The organism is Saccharothrix sp. DSM 118769 (assembly GCF_052936295.1).
In genome coordinates this window covers 5,549,518-5,567,571 of the sequence record NZ_CP193627.1, presented here as the reverse complement: position 1 = coordinate 5,567,571, position 18,054 = coordinate 5,549,518, and the positions used below count along the sequence as shown (strand labels likewise).

17 protein-coding genes are annotated in these 18,054 nt (G+C 72.1%); 16 read left to right on the top strand and 1 reads right to left on the bottom strand.

Going from position 1 to position 18,054, the window contains the following annotated elements:
* Nucleotides 1-10: 10 nt before the first annotated feature.
* The 6 genes from ACRAKJ_RS23820 (at nucleotide 11) to carB (ending at nucleotide 8,217) form a co-directional block, all read left to right on the top strand.
* Complete coding sequence (locus ACRAKJ_RS23820; RefSeq protein ID WP_438922614.1) at nucleotides 11-1,000, top strand: NAD-dependent epimerase/dehydratase family protein; 990 nt, start codon at nucleotides 11-13, stop codon at nucleotides 998-1,000.
* A 64-nt stretch (nucleotides 1,001-1,064) separates the two neighbouring features.
* Nucleotides 1,065-2,216 (top strand): aminotransferase class I/II-fold pyridoxal phosphate-dependent enzyme, encoded by a 1,152-nt coding sequence (locus tag ACRAKJ_RS23815; RefSeq protein WP_438922615.1) that lies wholly within the window; start codon nucleotides 1,065-1,067, stop codon nucleotides 2,214-2,216.
* 32 nt (nucleotides 2,217-2,248) lie between these two features.
* Nucleotides 2,249-2,707: an NUDIX domain-containing protein gene (locus tag ACRAKJ_RS23810; protein ID WP_438922616.1), complete on the top strand. Its 459-nt coding sequence runs from the start codon at nucleotides 2,249-2,251 to the stop codon at nucleotides 2,705-2,707.
* A complete protein-coding gene (locus ACRAKJ_RS23805; RefSeq protein WP_438922617.1) occupies nucleotides 2,704-3,534 on the top strand; it encodes an inositol monophosphatase family protein in 831 nt (276 codons plus the stop codon). The genes ACRAKJ_RS23810 and ACRAKJ_RS23805 overlap by 4 nt, the downstream gene beginning before the upstream one ends.
* A 5-nt stretch (nucleotides 3,535-3,539) precedes the next feature.
* Nucleotides 3,540-4,853 (top strand): MFS transporter, encoded by a 1,314-nt coding sequence (locus ACRAKJ_RS23800; protein ID WP_438922618.1) that lies wholly within the window; start codon nucleotides 3,540-3,542, stop codon nucleotides 4,851-4,853.
* A 142-nt stretch (nucleotides 4,854-4,995) separates the two neighbouring features.
* The gene (gene carB / locus ACRAKJ_RS23795) at nucleotides 4,996-8,217 is read left to right on the top strand and encodes a carbamoyl-phosphate synthase large subunit (RefSeq protein ID WP_438922619.1); all 3,222 of its coding nucleotides are present in this window, start codon (nucleotides 4,996-4,998) and stop codon (nucleotides 8,215-8,217) included.
* A 357-nt stretch (nucleotides 8,218-8,574) separates the two neighbouring features.
* On the opposite strand, the gene ACRAKJ_RS23790 is transcribed toward carB, so the two are convergent.
* Nucleotides 8,575-9,759: an MFS transporter gene (locus ACRAKJ_RS23790; protein WP_438922620.1), complete on the bottom strand. Its 1,185-nt coding sequence runs from the start codon at nucleotides 9,757-9,759 to the stop codon at nucleotides 8,575-8,577.
* Between the two features lie 64 nt (nucleotides 9,760-9,823).
* Here ACRAKJ_RS23790 and ACRAKJ_RS23785 point away from each other — a divergent pair, with 64 nt between their 5' ends.
* The 10 genes from ACRAKJ_RS23785 to ACRAKJ_RS23740 all read left to right on the top strand — a co-directional run bounded on the left by ACRAKJ_RS23785 (nucleotide 9,824) and on the right by ACRAKJ_RS23740 (nucleotide 18,054).
* Nucleotides 9,824-10,447, top strand: coding sequence for a TetR family transcriptional regulator (locus tag ACRAKJ_RS23785; protein ID WP_438922621.1), 624 nt, complete (start codon nucleotides 9,824-9,826; stop codon nucleotides 10,445-10,447).
* A 70-nt stretch (nucleotides 10,448-10,517) separates the two neighbouring features.
* A complete protein-coding gene (locus ACRAKJ_RS23780; protein WP_438922622.1) occupies nucleotides 10,518-10,928 on the top strand; it encodes a heme-binding protein in 411 nt (136 codons plus the stop codon).
* 27 nt (nucleotides 10,929-10,955) lie between these two features.
* Complete coding sequence (locus ACRAKJ_RS23775; RefSeq protein WP_438922623.1) at nucleotides 10,956-11,963, top strand: dihydrodipicolinate synthase family protein; 1,008 nt, start codon at nucleotides 10,956-10,958, stop codon at nucleotides 11,961-11,963.
* A gap of 24 nt (nucleotides 11,964-11,987) precedes the next feature.
* The gene (locus ACRAKJ_RS23770; RefSeq protein ID WP_438922624.1) at nucleotides 11,988-12,950 is read left to right on the top strand and encodes a cyclase family protein; all 963 of its coding nucleotides are present in this window, start codon (nucleotides 11,988-11,990) and stop codon (nucleotides 12,948-12,950) included.
* Between the two features lie 231 nt (nucleotides 12,951-13,181).
* Nucleotides 13,182-14,105 carry an AfsA-related hotdog domain-containing protein gene (locus tag ACRAKJ_RS23765; protein ID WP_438922625.1) on the top strand — a complete coding sequence of 308 codons (924 nt, stop codon included), beginning with the start codon at nucleotides 13,182-13,184 and terminating at the stop codon, nucleotides 14,103-14,105.
* Nucleotides 14,102-15,100 (top strand): beta-ketoacyl-ACP synthase 3, encoded by a 999-nt coding sequence (locus ACRAKJ_RS23760; protein WP_438922626.1) that lies wholly within the window; start codon nucleotides 14,102-14,104, stop codon nucleotides 15,098-15,100. Before ACRAKJ_RS23765 ends, ACRAKJ_RS23760 begins: the two co-directional genes overlap by 4 nt.
* Nucleotides 15,101-15,140: 40 nt before the next feature.
* Nucleotides 15,141-15,380: a phosphopantetheine-binding protein gene (locus ACRAKJ_RS23755; RefSeq protein ID WP_438922627.1), complete on the top strand. Its 240-nt coding sequence runs from the start codon at nucleotides 15,141-15,143 to the stop codon at nucleotides 15,378-15,380.
* Nucleotides 15,380-16,615 carry a beta-ketoacyl-ACP synthase II gene (locus tag ACRAKJ_RS23750; RefSeq protein WP_438922628.1) on the top strand — a complete coding sequence of 412 codons (1,236 nt, stop codon included), beginning with the start codon at nucleotides 15,380-15,382 and terminating at the stop codon, nucleotides 16,613-16,615. The genes ACRAKJ_RS23755 and ACRAKJ_RS23750 overlap by 1 nt, the downstream gene beginning before the upstream one ends.
* Nucleotides 16,616-16,645: 30 nt before the next feature.
* Nucleotides 16,646-17,353 (top strand): HAD family hydrolase, encoded by a 708-nt coding sequence (locus tag ACRAKJ_RS23745; RefSeq protein ID WP_438922629.1) that lies wholly within the window; start codon nucleotides 16,646-16,648, stop codon nucleotides 17,351-17,353.
* Nucleotides 17,350-18,054, top strand: coding sequence for an SDR family oxidoreductase (locus ACRAKJ_RS23740; protein ID WP_438922630.1), 705 nt, complete (start codon nucleotides 17,350-17,352; stop codon nucleotides 18,052-18,054). Before ACRAKJ_RS23745 ends, ACRAKJ_RS23740 begins: the two co-directional genes overlap by 4 nt.

The window sequence follows — 18,054 nt, the reverse complement described above, 5'->3', positions numbered from 1 at the left end:
GAAACGAACCATGAAGAAGTACCTGATCACCGGTGGGCGCGGGTACATCGGGTCGGTGCTGACCCGACGGCTCTGCCGGTCCGGATCAGAGGTCGTCGTGGTCGACAACGGTCTGGTCGACGGTCCGGAACTCGACCTGCCCAGGGTCACCTACGTCGACGGCGACGTCCGCGACATCGGCTCGTGGGACAAGGCGCTCGGCGGGGTGGACGCGGTGGTGCACCTGGCGGCGATCGTGGGCGATCCGGCCTGCGCGGTCGACACGGACACCGCCTGGGAAGTCAACTACCTCGGCACGGTCCGGGTCGTCGAGGCGTGCCGGCGTGCAGGTGTGCGGTCGTTGGTCTTCGCCTCCACGTGCAGCAACTACGGGTTCACGGCGGACAAAGAGGTGGACGTGTGGTCGCCCGTGACGCCGCAGTCCGTCTATGCCGAATCCAAGGTGAGGTCCGAGCACTACCTGCTCTCGTTGCCCCGGGACGTGCTCTCGTCCCGCCTGCTGCGGTTCGCCACCATCCACGGCCTTTCACCTCGGATGCGTTTCGACCTCGCGGTCAACGTCATGACGGCGGACGCCGTGGCACGCGGCCGCGTCACCGTCCACGGCGGCACGCAGTGGCGGCCGTTCCTGCACGTCGAGGACGCGGCGGCAGCCGTGCAGCTCATCCTCCGGGATGGCCGGCGTGCCGCTCCCAGCGTCTACAACTGCGGTTTCGGCGAGGAGAACTACCGCATGGACACCATCGGGGAACTCATCGCCGAGGAGATCGCCGGTGTCCGCCTGGAAATCCGCAAGGAGCAGACGGATCCGCGCAACTACCGGGTGAACTTCGACCCCATCGGGCGAGAATTGGGTTTCACTTTGGGCCACCGGGTGGTCGACACGGTGCGGGACATCCGGGACGCCATGGTCAACGGCGGGTTCACGGACTTCGAGTCCCCTCGGTACAGCAACTACCTGACCGCGGTCGCGAAGCGCGACGACCCGGTCTCCGCGTAGCCGGCTCCGTCCCGGCGTTCCCACCCGACGAGCGCGTTCCGCCATCCACCGGAGGACCCCGACCATGACCGACACCACCGTGGACGCCGCCCGCCCGCCGCGCTTCCCCGAACTCGTGCCCCTGGCCCGCCCGACCGTCGAAGCCGACGCCGAGTTGGAGTCGGCCATCAAGGGGATCCTCCAGTCCGGCATGCTCACCAACGGCAGGCACGTGCGGGAGTTCGAAGAGGCCGCGAGCGCCTACCTGGGTGTCGGCCACGCGGTCGCGGTGAGCAACTGCACGACCGGCCTGATGCTCGTGCTCCGCTGCCTGGACCTGACCGGTGACGTCGTCGTGCCGAGCTTCACGTTCATGGCTTCCGGCCACGCGATCGACTGGGCGGGCAACGGGGTCCGGTTCGCCGATTCCCACCCCCGGACCTGGACCCTCGACCCGAACGCCGCCGCACCGCTGATCACGGGGGCAGCGGGGGTGATGGCCGTGCACACCTTCGGCGCGCCATGCGACGCCGATCGGCTGCAGGAGCTGTGCGACACCAAGGGCATCCCGCTCGTCATCGACGCCGCGCACGGCTTCGGGAGCCGTTACCCCGACGGCACCATGGTGGGCGGCAAGGGCGTGGCCGAGGTGTTCAGCCTCAGCCCGACCAAGACCCTCAGCACCGGAGAGGGCGGGCTGGTCACCACGAACGACGCCGCGCTGGCCGCGGAGCTGCGGACGGCGCGCGAGTACGGCAACCCGGGTGACTACGACAGCCGCTCCATCGGGCTCAACGGCCGCATGACCGAGGTCTCCGGGGTACTGGGCGTGCACGCGCTCAAGAGCTTCACCCGGTGGATCCGCACCAGGCGGTCCCTGGCGGAACGCTACCTCTCCCGCTTGGGCGGCCTGCCGGGCCTGGAGTTCCAGGAGGTCCCGACAGGCGCGGCGAGCTCGTACAAGGACCTGGGTGTTCGCGTGGACGGCACGCGGTTCGGGATGACCCGCGACCGACTGGCCGAGCGCCTGGCCCGCGAGAACGTCAGTACCCGAAAGTATTTCAGCCCGGCGTTGCACCAGCAGACCGCCTACCGGCACGTGCCGACCAGCGCGGACCTGTCCGTGACGGAGGGACTGGCGTCGAGCATGATCACGCTGCCGCTGTACTCGCACATGCCGGCACATCTCGTGGACGAGATCTGCGACCTGATCGGCGAACTGCACGCGGCCTGTTGAGCGGTCTAGCGCGAAAGTGGTGGTAGAGCATCGTGAACAACTACGTGGCGGACCTGCGCGAGCTGGTCGGGACCCGGCCGCTGATCCTTCCCGGCACGTCGGTCGTGGTCGCCGACCCGGCCGGTCGGGTCCTGCTCCTGGAGCGGGTCGACACCGGGGGCTGGGGACTGCCCGGCGGACTCATGGAGCCGGGGGAGTCGTTCGAGGAGACCGGGCGGCGCGAGGTGAAGGAGGAGACCGGCCTGGACGTCGGCGACCTGAGCCTGCTCGGGATCTTCTCCGGTGCCGAGTACTACTACCGCTACCCGAACGGTGACGAGATCTTCAACGTCACCGCCGCCTACGCGGCCCGGTTGCCGCAGGACGCCGCCATACTCCTGGACACCGCGGAGAACAGCACGTGGCGCTTCTTCGCCCTGGACGAGATCCCGGACACCGTGATCACCCCGGAGCGGCCCATCATCGCGGAATACGCCAAGGTGGCGCGGTGACCGGGCCGGAACCGGACTACACCGCGTTCATCGAATCCTGCCTTCGCGAAGCGTCCGGGGTGGCTACCCGGATGCAGGGCTCCGGCCGGGCGACGGTCAAGCCGGTGGACGTGAACCAGGTCGTCACCGACACGGACCTGGTACTGGGCGCGTTGCTGACCGGGCGGATCAGGGACGCCTACCCGCGGCACGCGATCCTGGAGGAGGAGAGCGGCGGAACACCCGGTGACCACGGGATCACCTGGGTCGTCGACCCGTTGGACGGCACGAGCAACTACGCCGTCGGCAGCCCCCTGTACGGGGTGATGATGGCGGCGGTCGGCCCGGACGGCGTGCTCGCCGGCGGCTTGGCGCTGCCCGCGTTCGGCACGGTGTACGTCGCCCAGTCCGACCGCGGGGCCACCCGTGACGGGCAACCGCTCGGGCCGCTCCCGACCACCGGGCTCGACCGCTCGCTGGTGGCGTACGGGATGGACAAAGGGGCGGCCGACCTGATGGCGGCCGAAGGGCGGCTCGTCACCACCATCGGCACGGCGTGCCTCGGCGTCCGCATGAGCAACAGCGTCTTCGACATCTGCATGGTGGCCGACGGCGCGTACGGCGCGTTCGTGCACCGCGGTTGCCGGATCTGGGACGTGGCGGCGGCGGTGTGCGTCCTGGGGGAGTGCGGTGGTCGCTGCACCGATCTCGACGGGCGGCCACTGGACCTCACGCGCCCGCTGGAGAAGGCCGACCAGGTCTTCGAAGTCTGCTTCGCCTCAGCCGCCACGCACCCCTCGCTCATCACCGCGATCGCCACGGCGGTCCCCGTACCCGAGGAGGACTGATCGGCGTGACCACCACCCGCCCCGTCCGGCACGGCCAGGACACCCGAGTGGGCGTCCTGGCCATGATCATGGGACTGACCTGCGGCTACGACGCCACCGCCATGGCAGGCGCGCTGGTGCTGGTCACGGACCACTTCACCCTCGCCACGACGCAGCAGGGCTCCTTGTACGCCGCCACGGCGGCCGGGTGGATCGTCGGCGCGCTGCTGGGCAGCAGGCTCGTCAACGCGCTGGGCCGCCGGACGACCCTGCTCGGGTTGGCGCTGCTGTACCTGGCGGGCACCACCCTGGCCGTGACGTCGGTCAACCTCGTGTGGCTGGACGCGAGCCGCTTCGCGCAGGGCATCGCGATCGGCATCGCCATCGTGGCGACCCCCGTCTTCATCGCCGAATCGGTCTCGACACGCGCTCGTGGACGCACCGCCGTCCTGTACCAGGTGGCGACTTCCCTCGGGTGCGCGATGGGGTACATCGGCGGCTACTTCCTCACGGGCAGCGGGCAGTGGCGGCTGATGATCGCCGTTCCCGGTGTCCTCGCCCTCGTCACCGCCCTGTGGCTGACACGCCTCCCCGAGACCGATCGCCGGCGTCAACACCGGGGGACCGGCTCGACCGCCGGTTCCGCGCGTCCGCCGGGCGTCCTGCGCGCCCTGTTCAGCCCGCGCTACCGGACGCTGACGCTGTTCGTCATCACGCTGGGGTTCTTCGTCCAGGCCACGGGCATCAACGCGATGGTGTTCTTCAGCCCGCGGATCTTCGAGCACATGGGGTACACCGACACCTTCGGAGTGCTGGTGCTGCCCGGTTTCGTCCAACTCGCGGGCGCGGGTGCGGCGCTCGTCTGCGCGCTGACGACCGACCGGTTCGGCAGGCGACCCGCCCTGCTCGCCGGCACCACCCTCATGGGCCTGGGACACGCCCTGATGGTGCTCGGGTTCGCCGTCGACTCGCCGGAGGTGGTGGGCCTCCTCGGCCTGGTGGTCTTCGTCGTCGGTTTCAACTCCGGTTTCGGGGCGCTGGTGTGGGTCTTCGCCGCCGAGGGCTTCCCGGACCACCTCCGCGGCGCCGGGGCGTCGGTGATGCTGCTGACGAACCTCACCACCAACCTGGTCGTCGCCCAGTTCTTCCTGGGCCTGCTCAACGCCGTCGGCGGCCTGGCGACCTACCTCGTCCTCCTGGCCATCACCGTCGCGGCCTGGCTCTTCGTGTTCTTCCTCGCCCCGGAGACGAAGGGCCGTTCCCTGGACGAAGTCCAGTCCTACTGGGAGGCCGGTCGGCGCTGGCCCGCCACCGACGACACACCCGCCGCCCGCACGTGAGACGGCCGTCCCGCGCCGCTCGTCCCGGAGGGCGGTCACGGCTTCCGCAGCCGCCCGGTCGCCGACCAGCGCACCCGGCGAGGTCGGGATCCTCGGCCACCACGGCTTCGAGCGGTTCTGCCGGCGATGGGAGGTGCGGTCCGTGCCGCGGCGCAGTGACGTGAACTCCGTGCTGGTGATCGGACCCGGTCCGATCGTCATCGGCCAGGGCGCCGAGCTCGACTGCGCCGGCACCCGGGCGTGCCGTGTGCTCAAGGCGGAGGGCGTGCGGGTTGTGCTGGTCAACAGCAACCCGGCGACCATCATGACCGACCCGGAGTTCGCCGACGCCACCTACGTGGAGCCGGTCACCCCCGAGACGGTCGAGCAGGTCATCGCCAAGGAGCGGCCGGACGCCCTGCTGGCCACCTTCGGCGGCCGGACCGCACTCGACAACGCCGTCACCCTGCACGAGTCCGGCGTGCTCGCCCGGTACGGCGTCGAGCTGATCGGCGCCGACATCGACGCGGTCCGTGCGTGCGGGAACCGCGAGGAGTTCAAGCGGATCGTCGGGCGGGTGGGCGCCGACGTCGCCCGCGACGCCACCTGCCACACGCCGGAGCAGTGCCACGCCGCAGCGGCGGAACTCGGCTACCCGATCCTGGTGCGGCCCTCGTTCACGACGGGCGGTTCCGGCTTCGCCCACGACGAGCGGCAGCTGTCGGCCATGGTGGGCGCCGGGCCGGTGTCGAGCCCTGCCCGGCAGGTGCTGTTGGAGGAGTCGGTCCTCGGCTGGAAGGAGTTCGAGCTCGAACTCCTGCGCGACCGCGACGACAACGTGGTCGTCGTCTGCTCGATCGAGAACCTGGACCCGATGGGCGTGCACGCCGGCGACTCCATCACCGCGGCACCGGCCACGACGCTGACCGACCAGGAGTGCCGGCGGATGCGCGACGTGGCCATCGCGGTGGTCCGCGCGGTCGGCGTCGACGGCGGTTGCAACATCCGGTTCGCCATCGACCGGCGTACCGGCCGCACGATCGTGGTCGGGGCGAACCTGCGCATGTCCCGCTCCAGCGCGCTCGCCGCCAAGGCGACCGGCGTCCCGATCGCCGAGATCGCCACCAAGCTGGCCGTCGGCTACACGCTGGACGAGGTACCCGACGCCATCACCGGGCAGGCTCCGGCCGCCTTCGGACCGAGCCTGGACCACGTCGTGGTGAAGGTGCCGCGGTTCGCGTCCGGGAACTTCCCGACTGCCGACGCGGGCCTCACCACCCGCATGAAGTCGGTCGGGGAGGCGATGGCGATCGGCCGGTCCTTCCCGGAAGCGCTCAACAAGGCCCTGCGCTCGCTGGACGAGGACGGCGGCTCCCTCAGCTGGGCCGAGCAGCCGGGTGACAAGGACGCTCTGGTCGAGGCGAGCCGACGGCCCACCGACGTCCGCATCCACACCGTGCACCAGGCCATCCGGGCCGGCGCCGCGGTCGAGGAGTTGGCCGCCGCGACCGGCATCGACCCGTGGTTCCTGGACCAGGTCCGGCGGATCGAGGAGGTCGCGCGGGCGGTCGCCGGGCAGGACGGCGCGATCCGGCCGGAGACGCTGGTGCTCGCCAAGCGGCACGGCCTGTCGGACGCGCAGATCGGCGAGCTGCGCGGCCTGCCCGAGGACGAGGTGCGCGAACTGCGCTGGTCGCTGGGCATCAGACCCGGGTACGAGGCGGTCGACAGGTGCGCGGCGGAGTTCGCTGCCCTGTACTCGTCCTACGGCGAGGAACCCGCCGCGCCACCCGCTGTCGCGCCACCGGCTGTCGCGCCGAAAGTGGTCATCCTCGGCAGCGGGCCGAACCGGACCGGCCAAGGCGCCGAGTTCGACTACGCGTGCGTGCACGCGAGCTTCGCGCTCGCCGCGGCCGGCTATGAGACCGTGATGGTCAACTGCAACCCGCAGGCGGTGTCCACTGACCCGGACACCAGCCACCGCCTCTACTTCGAGCCGCTCACCTTCGAGGACGTGCTGGAGGTGGTGGCCGCCGAGCAGGCCACCGGCGAGGTCGTCGGGGTGCTGGTGCAGCTGGGCGGGCAGACGCCGCTGGGCCTGGCCGCGCGCCTGGAGGCCGCCGGGGTGCCGGTTGTCGGCACCAGCCCGGCGGGCATCGACCTGGCCGAGGACCGCGGCGCGTTCGACGCGCTGTTGGCCGAGGTGGGGCTGACCGCGCCGACGCGCGGCACGGCGACGTCGTTCGAGCAGGCCGAGCGGATCGCCGACGAGATCGGCTACCCGGTGCTGGTGGACCGGTTCCCCGACAACGCGATCGAGATCGGTGTCGACGCGCTCTACGACGGCCGCGAGCTGTACCTGGGGGGCGTCGTGGAGCACGTCGAGGAGGCCGGCGCGCACCCCGGCGACTCGGCGTGCGCGCTGCCGCCGATCACGCTCGGCCGCGCCGACATCGCCCGGGTCCGCGAGTCCACCCGTGTCCTGGCCGACGGCATCGGGGTGCGCGGGCTGGTGAACGTGCGGTACGCGCTCGCGTCAGGCGTGCTGCACGTGCTGAAGGCGAATCCGCGGGCCGGCCGCACCGTTCCGTTCGTGTCCAAGGCCACCGGCGTGCCGCTGGCCAGGGCCGCCGCCCGGGTGATGCTCGGGTCCACCATCGACGAGCTGCGCGCGGAGGGCCTGCTGCCGCCCGACGGGGACGGCGGCACGCTGCCGCCCGAGGCTGCCGTCGCGGTCAAGGAGGCGGTGCTGCCGCGGAACCGGTTCCGCACTTCCGAGGGGCACGGCGTGGACAACTCGCTCGGCCCGCGGATGCGCTCCACCGGCGAGGTGATGGGCATCGGCGCGGTCTTCGGCGCTGCCTACGCCAAGGCACAGGCCGCCGCCGGCGGCCCGCTGCCCACCAAGGGCCGGGCCTTCGTGTCGGTCGCCGACCGCGACAAGCGGGCCACGATCTTCCCGGTGAAGGCGCTGGCCGACGTCGGGTTCGAGATCCTGGCCACCGCGGGGACCGCGGAAGTCCTGCACCGTCACGGCGTCGACGTCACGGTCGTCCGCGCGCACGGTGACGGGTCCGGCCGCGACGACGAGCCGACCATCGTGAGCCGCATCCTGACCGGCGAGGTGGACCTCGTCGTCAGCACCTCGTCCGGGCGGCGGGACGACTCCGAGATCCGCACCGCCGCGGTGGCGCGCGGCGTCCCGTGCGTCACCACCGTCCAGGGCCTGGCCGCCACCGTGCAGGGCATCGAGGCCGTCGACCGCGGCGACGCGGTGGTCACCTCGCTCCAGGAACACGCCCGGCTGCGGTGCCCACCACCCGCCGACCCACCAAGCACCAACAGCTCGGAAGCGGCTGCCGAGGCAGACCGAGGCCGGGGCTGATGGTCGCGTACCGGAGTGCGCGCCGGCGTTGCTGGAGTTCGGCGGCGGCGTGTTCGCCCAGGACGCGCACGCCGCGTGGGAACCGGTTGTGCGTGCGGTTGTCGACGTGGAGCGGGCCGCACGCAGGTCGTGACAGGAGCCGGGCTCCACATCGGACACCCACAACGGGGTTCCGCGTGGGTCACGCCCTCGTCGTGGCGCCGTTCGAGCACGTCGTGCGGCTCGGGTGCCCGGTCGGCGAGGACGTCGACGCCCTCGCGCGGGTAGCGGTAGCCGGTGGCCTGCGGGTTCCGGCGTCGTGGGCCAGGCGGTGGACCCGGCAGCGGTCGCGGAACGATCGGGTTCCGCCGCTGCCGGTCAGCGTCGGCGGGCGGCGAGGCCCAGGACGGCGCCGGTCGCGAACACGACGGCCACCACGCGGACCACCGCGTCGAACTCCCAGCCGTGCAGCACGTTGACCAGTTGGGGGCCGAGGCTGGCGCCGATGAACATGGCGCAGGCGTACAAGGCCACCGCGGCGCCGCGGCTCGCCCCACCCCGCGCGCCGACCGCCTCCACCAGCGCGGGCGCGCTGATCGCGACACCGCCGACGAGCAGCAGCAGGACGCAGGCCAGCGCGATCACCGAACCGCCCACCGCGGAGCCGGCCAGGGCCGCCACCGCCGCCAGGCCCAGGCCACCGGACAGGCGGACGTGCCGGGGCAGCAGGCCGAGGACCGGGGTGAGCAGCGGCACGGCGATCATGGCCGGCAACGCGCTGCCGCGCAGCCACAACAGCGCACCGGGGTCACCCGCGATCCCGGGCGGGCCGCTGACGCTCACCGCGGTGTAGACGGCGACGAACCCGCCGAGGACGGTGGCCGTCGCGCCGTACAGCGCGAGCAGTCGCGGATCGGCCAGCAGCCTCGGCATCGCGGCGAACGCCGAGCGCACGGACGTGGCCCTGCCGGGCTCGTCCGCGCCGAGTACGCGGTGTGCGGGCAGGGCGGCCAGCGCGAGCAGCGGTCCGGACACCAGGAACACCGCGCGCCACCCCGCCGCCGCCTCCACGGCCTGCGCGCCGACCTGCATGACCACCGCGGCCGCCAGGAAGCCGCTCGTCACGCAGGTCAGCACGAGCGGGCGGCGTTCCGGTGCGATCCGGCTGGTCACGTAGGAGAAGGCGGCCGGCGCGAACGACGCGGCGGTGAACCCCTGCAGGGCCCGCAGTGCCACGCCGGACCCGAGGTCGCCCGCGGCCGCGACCGCGGCCGTGGTGACCGAGGTGGCCAACAGGCCCCACACGATGACCCGCCGCGGTCCGTACCGGTCGGCCAGCGGCCCGGCGAGCAGGAAGCCCGCCGCGTAGGCCGCGCCGAAACCGGTGGCCAACCAGGTCGCATCGCCGACGGGCAGGCCGAACGCGCCGCTCATCGGTGCGAGCAACGGGAGGACGACGTACATCTGGCCGACGACCAGGATGCCCGCGGCGGTCAGCAGCACGGTGGTGCGGGCGGTCGGGCGGAAGCCCTGGACGTCGCCCGCGGGCGGTGTCACCGACATGGGGCGAGCGTACCAACCAACCGTCTGGTTGGTTGGGCGGAACGGCGAGGATTATGGTGACCGGGTGCCAAGGGACGCCGCCGCCACACGGGCCAGACTGATCGCCGCCGCCCGCGCCGAATTCGCCGACCAGGGGATCGCCGGTGCCAGGGTGGACCGCATCGCCCGGCAGGCCGGGGTGAGCAAGGAGCGCATCTACGGCCACTTCGGCAGCAAGGAACAGCTGTTCGAGACGGTCGTGCGGGAAGCGCTGCGCGAGCACACCGCGGCGCTCGACCTGCCCTCCGGCGACATCGGCGAGTACGTCGGCCGGGTCTACGACCTCCACCGGGCGAACCCGGAACTGCTGCGCCTGCTGCTGTGGGAGGCGCTGCACTACGGCGACGCGCCGCTGCCGGACGAGCGGGAACGGGAGGAGCACTACGCCCGCAAGACCCACGCCCTGGCGCGGACGCTGGGGATCGCGCCGAACGGATCGGCCGCGTTCGCGCTGGTCGTGACCATCGCCCTGGCGGCGTGGCCGGTTGCGACCCCGCAGTTGACCCGGGCGATCACGGGCGGGTCGGACGACGACGGCCTGCGCGAGTTCCTGGTGCGGTTCGCCCGTCGGGCGCTCGCGCCGGAGGCGCCTGTTCCTGGTACTGCTGATCCTGGGAAGTCCGGCGCCCAGGAAGATCTCGCCCATTGAGCGGCGCACCCCCCTGCCCCATAGTTGGGTTCACCTCCAGAAAACGGGGAAAATCGCAGAAGGAGCGTTCATGGGCTCGATCACGCAGGACGAGGCCGCCTTCAGGGTGGCCGAGGGAATCGCCAAATCGCGCGAACTCGGTGTGGCCATGAACATCGCGATCGTGGACAACGGGGGACACCTGGTGCAGTTCTCCAGGATGGACCTCGCGTGGCTCGGTTCGATCGACCTCGCGTTGAAGAAGGCGAAGACGGCCGTGTACTTCCGGATGCCGTCGAGCGGCATCGGGGAGATCTCCCAACCGGGGGGGCCGGTCTACGGCATCGAGCACAGCAACGCGGGGCTGGTGACCTTCGGCGGGGGGATGCCGATCACCGACGATTCGGGCGAGGTGATCGGCGCCGTGGGGGTGTCCGGCGGCACCGTGGAGCAGGACTGCGCGGTAGCCGAGTCGGTCGTGGGCGCGCCGGTCGCCGGCTGAGGCCGGCGGCAGGGGGAGGGGCCGAACATGGGGCTGTTCGGTAATGCCGGCCGCTGGGAGGGCGTCATAGGGTGCTTGCTCACGCCCTATGACGCCCTCGGGGGTGTCGACGCGGAGACGCACGCCGCGCAGGTGGACTTCCTGCTCGGCTCGAAGGTGCCCGCACTGTGCGCGCTCATGCACGTCGGCGAGTCGTTGAACCTGTCCTTCGCCGAGCGCAGGCGCGTCACGGCGCTGACCGTCGAGGCGGCGGCCGGGCGGGCGCCGGTCGCGGTGCACGTGAGCTGTGCCGGTACGGCGCACACCGTCGAACTGGCGCGGCACGCCGAGTCGGTCGGCGCGTCGGCGGTCGTCGTGACCGCGCCGTACCACTGGCTGCCGGGGGATCGCGGCCTGCTGGACCACTTCGACGCGGTCGCCCGTGCGGTCGACATCGCGGTGCTGGCCTATTCACCGGCGCCGTCCATGGGGCCTCCGCTGTCGCCGGGACTGGTCGCCGAGCTGGCCCGACGCCACGAGCACTTCCTCGGGCTCAAGGAGGCAAGCGGTCTGATGGGGGCTTTCGCCGAGTACGTCCGAGTGGTGCGAGGGGTTCGCTCGGACTTCTCGGTGCTGGGTGGTGTGGAGTACGCGTTGCCGCAGCACGTGCTGGGTGGGGCCGGGTGCTTCTCGATCTGCGCGGTCATCGCCCCGAGGCTGGTCACCGGGCTGTGGGAGGCCACGGTCGCCGGCGACCACGAGCGCGCGGGGGTGCTCCAGGCGCGTGCGGCGCGATTGCTCTCGCTGCTCGTGCCCGGTTACCCGGCCGGGCTCAAGGCCGCCGCGGAGATCATGGGACGACCGTGCGGCCCCACCCGGCTGCCGATACCGGAACTCACCGCCGGTGAGAAGGACGCCCTGGCCGCCGCTCTGGCCGCGGAAGGGGTGCTGGATCAGGAGCCGCACGGGTGGGACCCGTTCGTGGGGACGGACGGGGTGCGATCGGACGGAGGCGGGGACGCGCCGCGGGACCGGACGGGACAAGCGCCGCCCTGACCGGGCGGGACAAGGGGGGAACACATGACCGGTACCGGCGTTGAGGCCTGGGACGGACAGCGGGTCGAGGCACTCGCAGAGCGGTACCGCCGCTGGGGGCGGTGGGGGCCGGACGACGAGCTCGGCGCGCTGAACTTCATCGACGCCGAGGCGGTGGTCGGTGCCGCGGCGCTGGTCCGGCGTGGGCGCGTCATCTCGCTCGCGATGCCGTTGGACGCGCGGGGTCCGCAGACCGGCGCCTACGGGCGAGGGAACCCGGTGCACCACATGGTGCAGGACGGCGGCGACATCGCCCTCGGCGCGCAGGATCACCTGCCGGGGCTGCGGTACACGGACGACGCGGTGAGCATGCCCCTGCAGTGCGCCACGCACTGGGACGCCTTCAGCCACATCTTCTACGACGACCGGATGTACAACGGCTACGGGCTCGCCGAGGTGACCAGTTCGGGCGCCGCCAAGTGCGGCGTGGAGCGCATGAGCGCGGGCCTCACGGGCCGGGGCGTGTTGTTGGACGTCGCCCGGTTCCGCGGGGTGCCCGTGCTGGCACCGGGTGAGGCCGTGCACGACCACGAGCTCGAAGCTTGCGCGAGGCACCAGGGCGTGACCGTCGGTCGGGGCGACATCCTGCTCGTCCGCACCGGTCACCTCGGTCACGCGCGGTCGCGCGGCTGGGGTGACTACGCCGGTGGCGCCGCGCCGGGGCTCGCGTTGTCCAGCGCGCGGTTCGTGTGCGAGCGGGAGGTCGCGGCGGTGGCCTCGGACACCTGGGGCGTCGAGGTCCGGCCCAACGAGACCGCGGAGATCTTCCAGCCGCTGCACCTGGTGCTGCTGGTGAACGCCGGGGTCGTGCTCGGCGAGATGTTCGAGCTCGACGAGTTGGCCGAGGACTGCGCCCGGGACGGCGTGTACGAGTTCTTCCTCACCGCCGCGCCCCTGCCCTTCACCGGCGCGGTGGGTGCGCCCGCGAACCCGATCGCGGTGAAGTGATCGGCGTGTGGTCCGGTCGCGTCGAATAATCTCGGGTTTCGGAGAACGCGGGTCGGGTGCGAATCATTTCGGTACACTCGACCGCAGGGGATGGGCATCCGAAAGTTCTTTGCATTCTGCGTGTCGGGACGGGGGTCGCCGCACGCGGCGCATCGGGTGTTCCTTTGTTCATTGCACGGGGGGATGGTTCAAGTGTCAGTGCTGAACAACGGTCCAGGATTGTCGGAATTCGTGGACGGGCTCTCTTTCGCGCGCACGGTCGACCGCGCGCTGGTACACCGCCGGAACCTCAGCGAGGTGTTCCTGACCGACGTCCGGGAGGTCGCGGAGGACGAGTTCGCCGCCGCGGCGCAACTCCCCGTCGCGCACCCGCACTACACGGGCCTCACCGGCTCGTCCCGGTTCCCGGACGCCATGGTGCTGCTGGAGTGCTGCCGGCAGGCCGAGACGTGCGCCGCACACCTGGTGCACGGCATCGAGCAGGGCACGAGCTTCGTGCTGCGCAACTGGACCATGGCGCTCGTGCCGGACGCGCCGAGCCCGGGCCCGGGCCCGCTCGACCTGGTGATGACGGCGCGCACCCGCGACCCGTACCTGGTCGCGGGCACGTTGCGCGGGCTCACCTACGAGTTCGGGATGTGGGTGTCGGGCGTCCGGCTCGGCGAGGTCAGGATGCAGGTCGGCTACGTCGCCCGGGACGCCTACCTGGTCATGCGCGGGAAGGGGCGCACCGGCCCGTTGCCGTCCTCCCGGACGCAGCCGCCGGTGAGCACCGGGCGGCTCGTCGAGCCCGCCTTGGCGGGCCGGACCAACCGGGACGACACGCTCCTGCTCGACCTGCAGACCCGGGCGGGCGGGGTGGGCGCGGTGCTGCGCGTACCGGTGGACAACATCAGCTTCTTCGACCACCCCCAGGACCACGTCCCGGGAATGGTGCTCGTCGAAGCGGCCCGGCAGCTCGCGGTCGCCACCGCGGCGGGCTGTGGGCGCATGGTGGGCATGGACGCGTCCTTCTCCGCCTACGCCGAGCTGGACGCGCCGATCACGCTGACCGCGGTGCCGCGGGAGGGCGGCTGGACCGAGGTGGTGTTCCACCAGGGCGGGAAGCGGATCTGCCGGGTCTCGGTCGAGCTGGCCGAGGAGATGCGGCCGTGAGCCGGGCCGCCGTGCTCGTCGGGCTGGGCGGCCTGCTGCCGCGGACCGTGGTCACCAACCACGAGCTCGCCGAGGTGCTCGACACCGACGACGAGTGGATTCGCAGCCGGACCGGGATCGGGCAGCGGCACGTGATCCTCCCGGGCGAGTCGACCGGGGACCTGGCCGTCGAGGCGGGCCGCCGGGCCCTCGAGTCGGCGGGCGTGGACCACGCCGACGCGGTGGTCGTGGCGACCAGCACACCCGACCGCCTCTGCCCGGCGACCGCGCCCGAGGTGGCCAGCAGGCTCGGCCTGGACGGCGTGCCCGCGTTCGACGTGGCCGCGGTCTGCACCGGGTTCGTCTACGCGCTGGCGACGGCCGCCGGGCTGATCGCGGCGCGGTACGCGGACACCGTGCTGGTGATCGGCGCCGACACCTTCTCCACGATCCTCGACCCGGGCGACCGCACCACCCGCACGGTCTTCGGCGACGGTGCGGGGTCGGTGCTGCTGCGGGCGGGGGACGACGACGAGCCGGGCGTGCTGCGCGGGGTGACGCTCGGCAGCGACGGCAGCCGCAGCGAGCTGATCTCGATACCCGGCGGCGGTTCGCGGCGCCGTTCACTCGGGCCGGTCCGGCCGGAGGAGCTGTACTTCACGATGCACGGGCGGGCGGTCTTCCACGAGGCGGTGCTGCGCATGTCCGACTCCGTGCGGACATCCGCGGACCGGGCGGGCTGGTCCCTGCCGGAGGTGGACCGGGTCGTGCTGCACCAGGCCAACTCGCGCATCCTCGCCGCGGTGGCGGACCGGCTCGGCCTGCCCGCCTCGTCGTTCGTGTCGAACATCGACCGGGTCGGCAACACGGTGGCCGCGTCGATACCGCTGGCGATGGTGGACGGCGCGGCGGACGGAGGCCTGCGCGAGGGCCACCGCGTGGTGCTCGCCGGTTTCGGCGGGGGGCTGACCTGGGGTGCGGTGTCGCTGACCTGGCCTCGGGTGACGGTGACGTGATCGACCGCGACCGGAAGTTCGTACTGGACAGGGGGGAAATGTGAGCGCGATCGAAGAAGGGATCGTCGACGTGCTGGTCGAGCAGTTCAGCGTCGACCGCACGGCGGCGACGCCGGAGACGACTTTCGAAAGCCTGGAGTTCGACTCGCTCGTGCTGATCGAGTTCGGGCTCGTGGTGGGCAAGAGGTTCGGCATCGCCATCGCCGACGACGAGCTCGCCGACGACATGACGATCCGGGACCTGGCCGAAATGGCCGCGGCGAAGGGCGCCGTGGCCTGATGGACCGGAGGAGTGAATCGTTCGGCGCCGCGATCACCGGGATGGGGCTCGTCACCCCGGCCGGTTCCGGCGCCGCGGAGAACTGGGCGTGCCTGCACGAGGGTGTGTCCCGGGCCGAGCCGGACCACGCCCTCGCGGGCGGCCCGGTCGACTTCACCTGCCGTGTGCCGGATTTCGACCCGGGGCGCCTGCTCGGCGGCCTGAAGGCCCGCGTGCTGGAGCGGTTCGTGCAGCTCGCGGTCGTGGCCGCGCGGCAGGCGCGCACGGCCGCGGGCTGGGACGGCGACGGGTGGGACGGGGGTCGGGTCGGCGTTGTCCTGGGCAACTCGCTGGGCGGCGCCGGCACGCTCGAACGGCAGCACGACGCCCTGGTGGCCGACGGGCCCGCCGGGGTGTCGCCGCTGACCGTGCCCATGTACATGGTCAACATGGTCGCCGGGTACGTCGCCATCGACCTCGGGGCCAAGGGCCCGAGCCTGGTCACCGCGACCGCCTGCGCGTCCGGCGCCACCGCGCTCGGCATCGCCCGTGACCTGCTGCGGTCGGGCGCCTGCGACGTGGTCCTGGCGGGCGGCACGGAGTCCGCGCTGACGCCGGTCGTGATCGCCGGGCTGGCCAAGATGGGCGCGCTCTCCCGGCGGGTCGGCGCACCGCACCGCGCGTGCCGGCCGTTCGACGCGGAACGCGACGGGTTCGTGGCCGCCGAGGGCGCGGGCGTCCTGGTGCTCGAACGGGTCGAGGAGGCCCGGGCCCGCGGCGCGCACGTCCACGCCGTGATCAGGGGCTACGGGTCGACCACGGACGCGCACCACCCGACCGCGCCCGACCCCGAAGGTCGGGGCACCGAACGGGCGTTGCGCGCGGCGCTCGCGGACGCGGGCGTGGCGCCGTCCGACGTCGACCACGTGAACGCGCACGGCACCGCGACGCCCATGAACGACGTCATCGAGGGACGGATGCTCCGCCGGGTGCTGGGCGGACGCCCCGCGGTGACCTCCACCAAGGGGGTCACCGGGCACGCGCTGGGCGCGGCGGGCGCCATCGAGGCGGCGTACACCGCGCTGGCCGTCGAGCACGACCGCGTGCCGCCGACGGCGAACCTCACCCGGCTCGACCCCGAGCTGGACATCGACGTCGTCAGCGGTGCACCGCGCGCCGTGCCCGTCGACGTCGCGGTCAGCACGTCCTTCGGCTTCGGCGGGCACAACGCGGCACTCGTGCTCACCACGGCCTGACCGCACCACCAGACACCCCGGAGGAAACCGATGAGCGTTCTGCGGAAGATCCGACTCGTGGCGCTGGACAGCGACGGCGTGCTGCTCAACGACACCTACAGCCCGGTGATCGAGCGGTTCGTCACCAAGCACGGCGGCACCTACACCGCCGAGGTGGAACGCGCGGTCTGGGGCTCGCCCCAACTGGCCGCCGGGCACAACATGGCGTTGGCGTGCAAGCTGCCCTGGTCCGGCAAGGAGACCATCGCCGCGTTCTTCGAAGAGCGCGAGGAGTACCTCAAGACCCACCAGGTCGAAGTGGTCGACGGCGCCGAGCAGCTGTTGGCGACGCTGAGCGAGACCGGCGTCCGCGTGGTCTGCTACGGCGGCCGCAACCGGGAGTACACCTTCGACAAGTACCTGGGCCACCTGAGGGAGCACTTCGACGCCGAGGTGCCCTACGTCGACGTCAACGACTTCCGACCGGGCATGAAGGAGATCGCCCGGGACGTCTTCGGCTACGAGTACGACGAGGTGCTGTTCGTCGACGACATCAACCGCGTCGCCGAGGTGGCCAAGGCCCTCGGCGCCGGTTTCCTCGGCGTCCCGGCTTCGATGCCGCACAACTTCCAGCGCGCCGAGATGGCGCGCACGGGCGTGCGCCACGTGGTCGACGACATCAAGCGGATCGACCGGGAACTGCTCGTCCGGATCGACCAGGAGTTGGCCGACGACACGCTGTGGGGTGGGCGGACGTGAGCCGGTCGGTCTTCGTCACCGGCGGCAACCGGGGGATCGGGCTGGCCGTGGCGCGCTCGCTCGCCGCCGCGGGCGACCGGGTGGCGGTGACCTACCGCTCGGGTGAACCGCCCGAAGACCTGCTCGGCGTGAGGGCGGACGTCACCGCACCGGGCGAGGTCGAGCGCGCGCTGGAGGACGCGGAGGCCGTGCACGGACCGGTCGAGGTGGTGGTCGCCAACGCGGGCACCACCCTGGACGTGCCCATGCTCCGGATGTCCGCCGAGCAGTTCGACTCGGTCCTGCGCACCAACCTGACCGGCGTGTTCGCCACCGTGCGTGCCGCGGTCCGCAGCATGATCCCCGCCAGGAGGGGGCGGGTCGTCGTGCTGTCCTCGGTGCTCGGGTTCCTCGGCTCGCCGGGGCAGACCAACTACGCGGCGACCAAGTCCGGGCTGCTCGGCCTGACCCGGTCCCTGGTGTGGGAGCTCGGCGGACGCGGCATCACGGTGAACCTCGTGGCGCCGGGGATCATCGACACCGACATGACCAGGGGGTTGTCGGTGAAGCGGATGGACATGCTGATGGCCATGACCCCGATGGGCCGGCCGGGCACCGCGGACGAGGTGGCCGCGGCGGTGCGGTTCTTGGCGGGCGCCGAGGCGAGCTACATCACCGGGGCGGTGATCCCGGTCAGCGGCGGCCTGGGCATGGGCCAGTGA

What these genes read in the sequence shown, in the direction of transcription:
- ACRAKJ_RS23815 (WP_438922615.1), top strand. Translation starts at nt 1,065, where the DNA reads ATGACCGACACCACCGTGGACGCCGCCCGCCCGCCGCGCTTCCCCGAA.
- ACRAKJ_RS23745 (WP_438922629.1), top strand. Translation starts at nt 16,646, where the DNA reads ATGAGCGTTCTGCGGAAGATCCGACTCGTGGCGCTGGACAGCGACGGC.
- ACRAKJ_RS23790 (WP_438922620.1), bottom strand. Translation starts at nt 9,759, where the DNA reads ATGTCGGTGACACCGCCCGCGGGCGACGTCCAGGGCTTCCGCCCGACC.
- ACRAKJ_RS23820 (WP_438922614.1), top strand. Translation starts at nt 11, where the DNA reads ATGAAGAAGTACCTGATCACCGGTGGGCGCGGGTACATCGGGTCGGTG.
- ACRAKJ_RS23770 (WP_438922624.1), top strand. Translation starts at nt 11,988, where the DNA reads ATGACCGGTACCGGCGTTGAGGCCTGGGACGGACAGCGGGTCGAGGCA.
- ACRAKJ_RS23775 (WP_438922623.1), top strand. Translation starts at nt 10,956, where the DNA reads ATGGGGCTGTTCGGTAATGCCGGCCGCTGGGAGGGCGTCATAGGGTGC.
- ACRAKJ_RS23750 (WP_438922628.1), top strand. Translation starts at nt 15,380, where the DNA reads ATGGACCGGAGGAGTGAATCGTTCGGCGCCGCGATCACCGGGATGGGG.
- ACRAKJ_RS23780 (WP_438922622.1), top strand. Translation starts at nt 10,518, where the DNA reads ATGGGCTCGATCACGCAGGACGAGGCCGCCTTCAGGGTGGCCGAGGGA.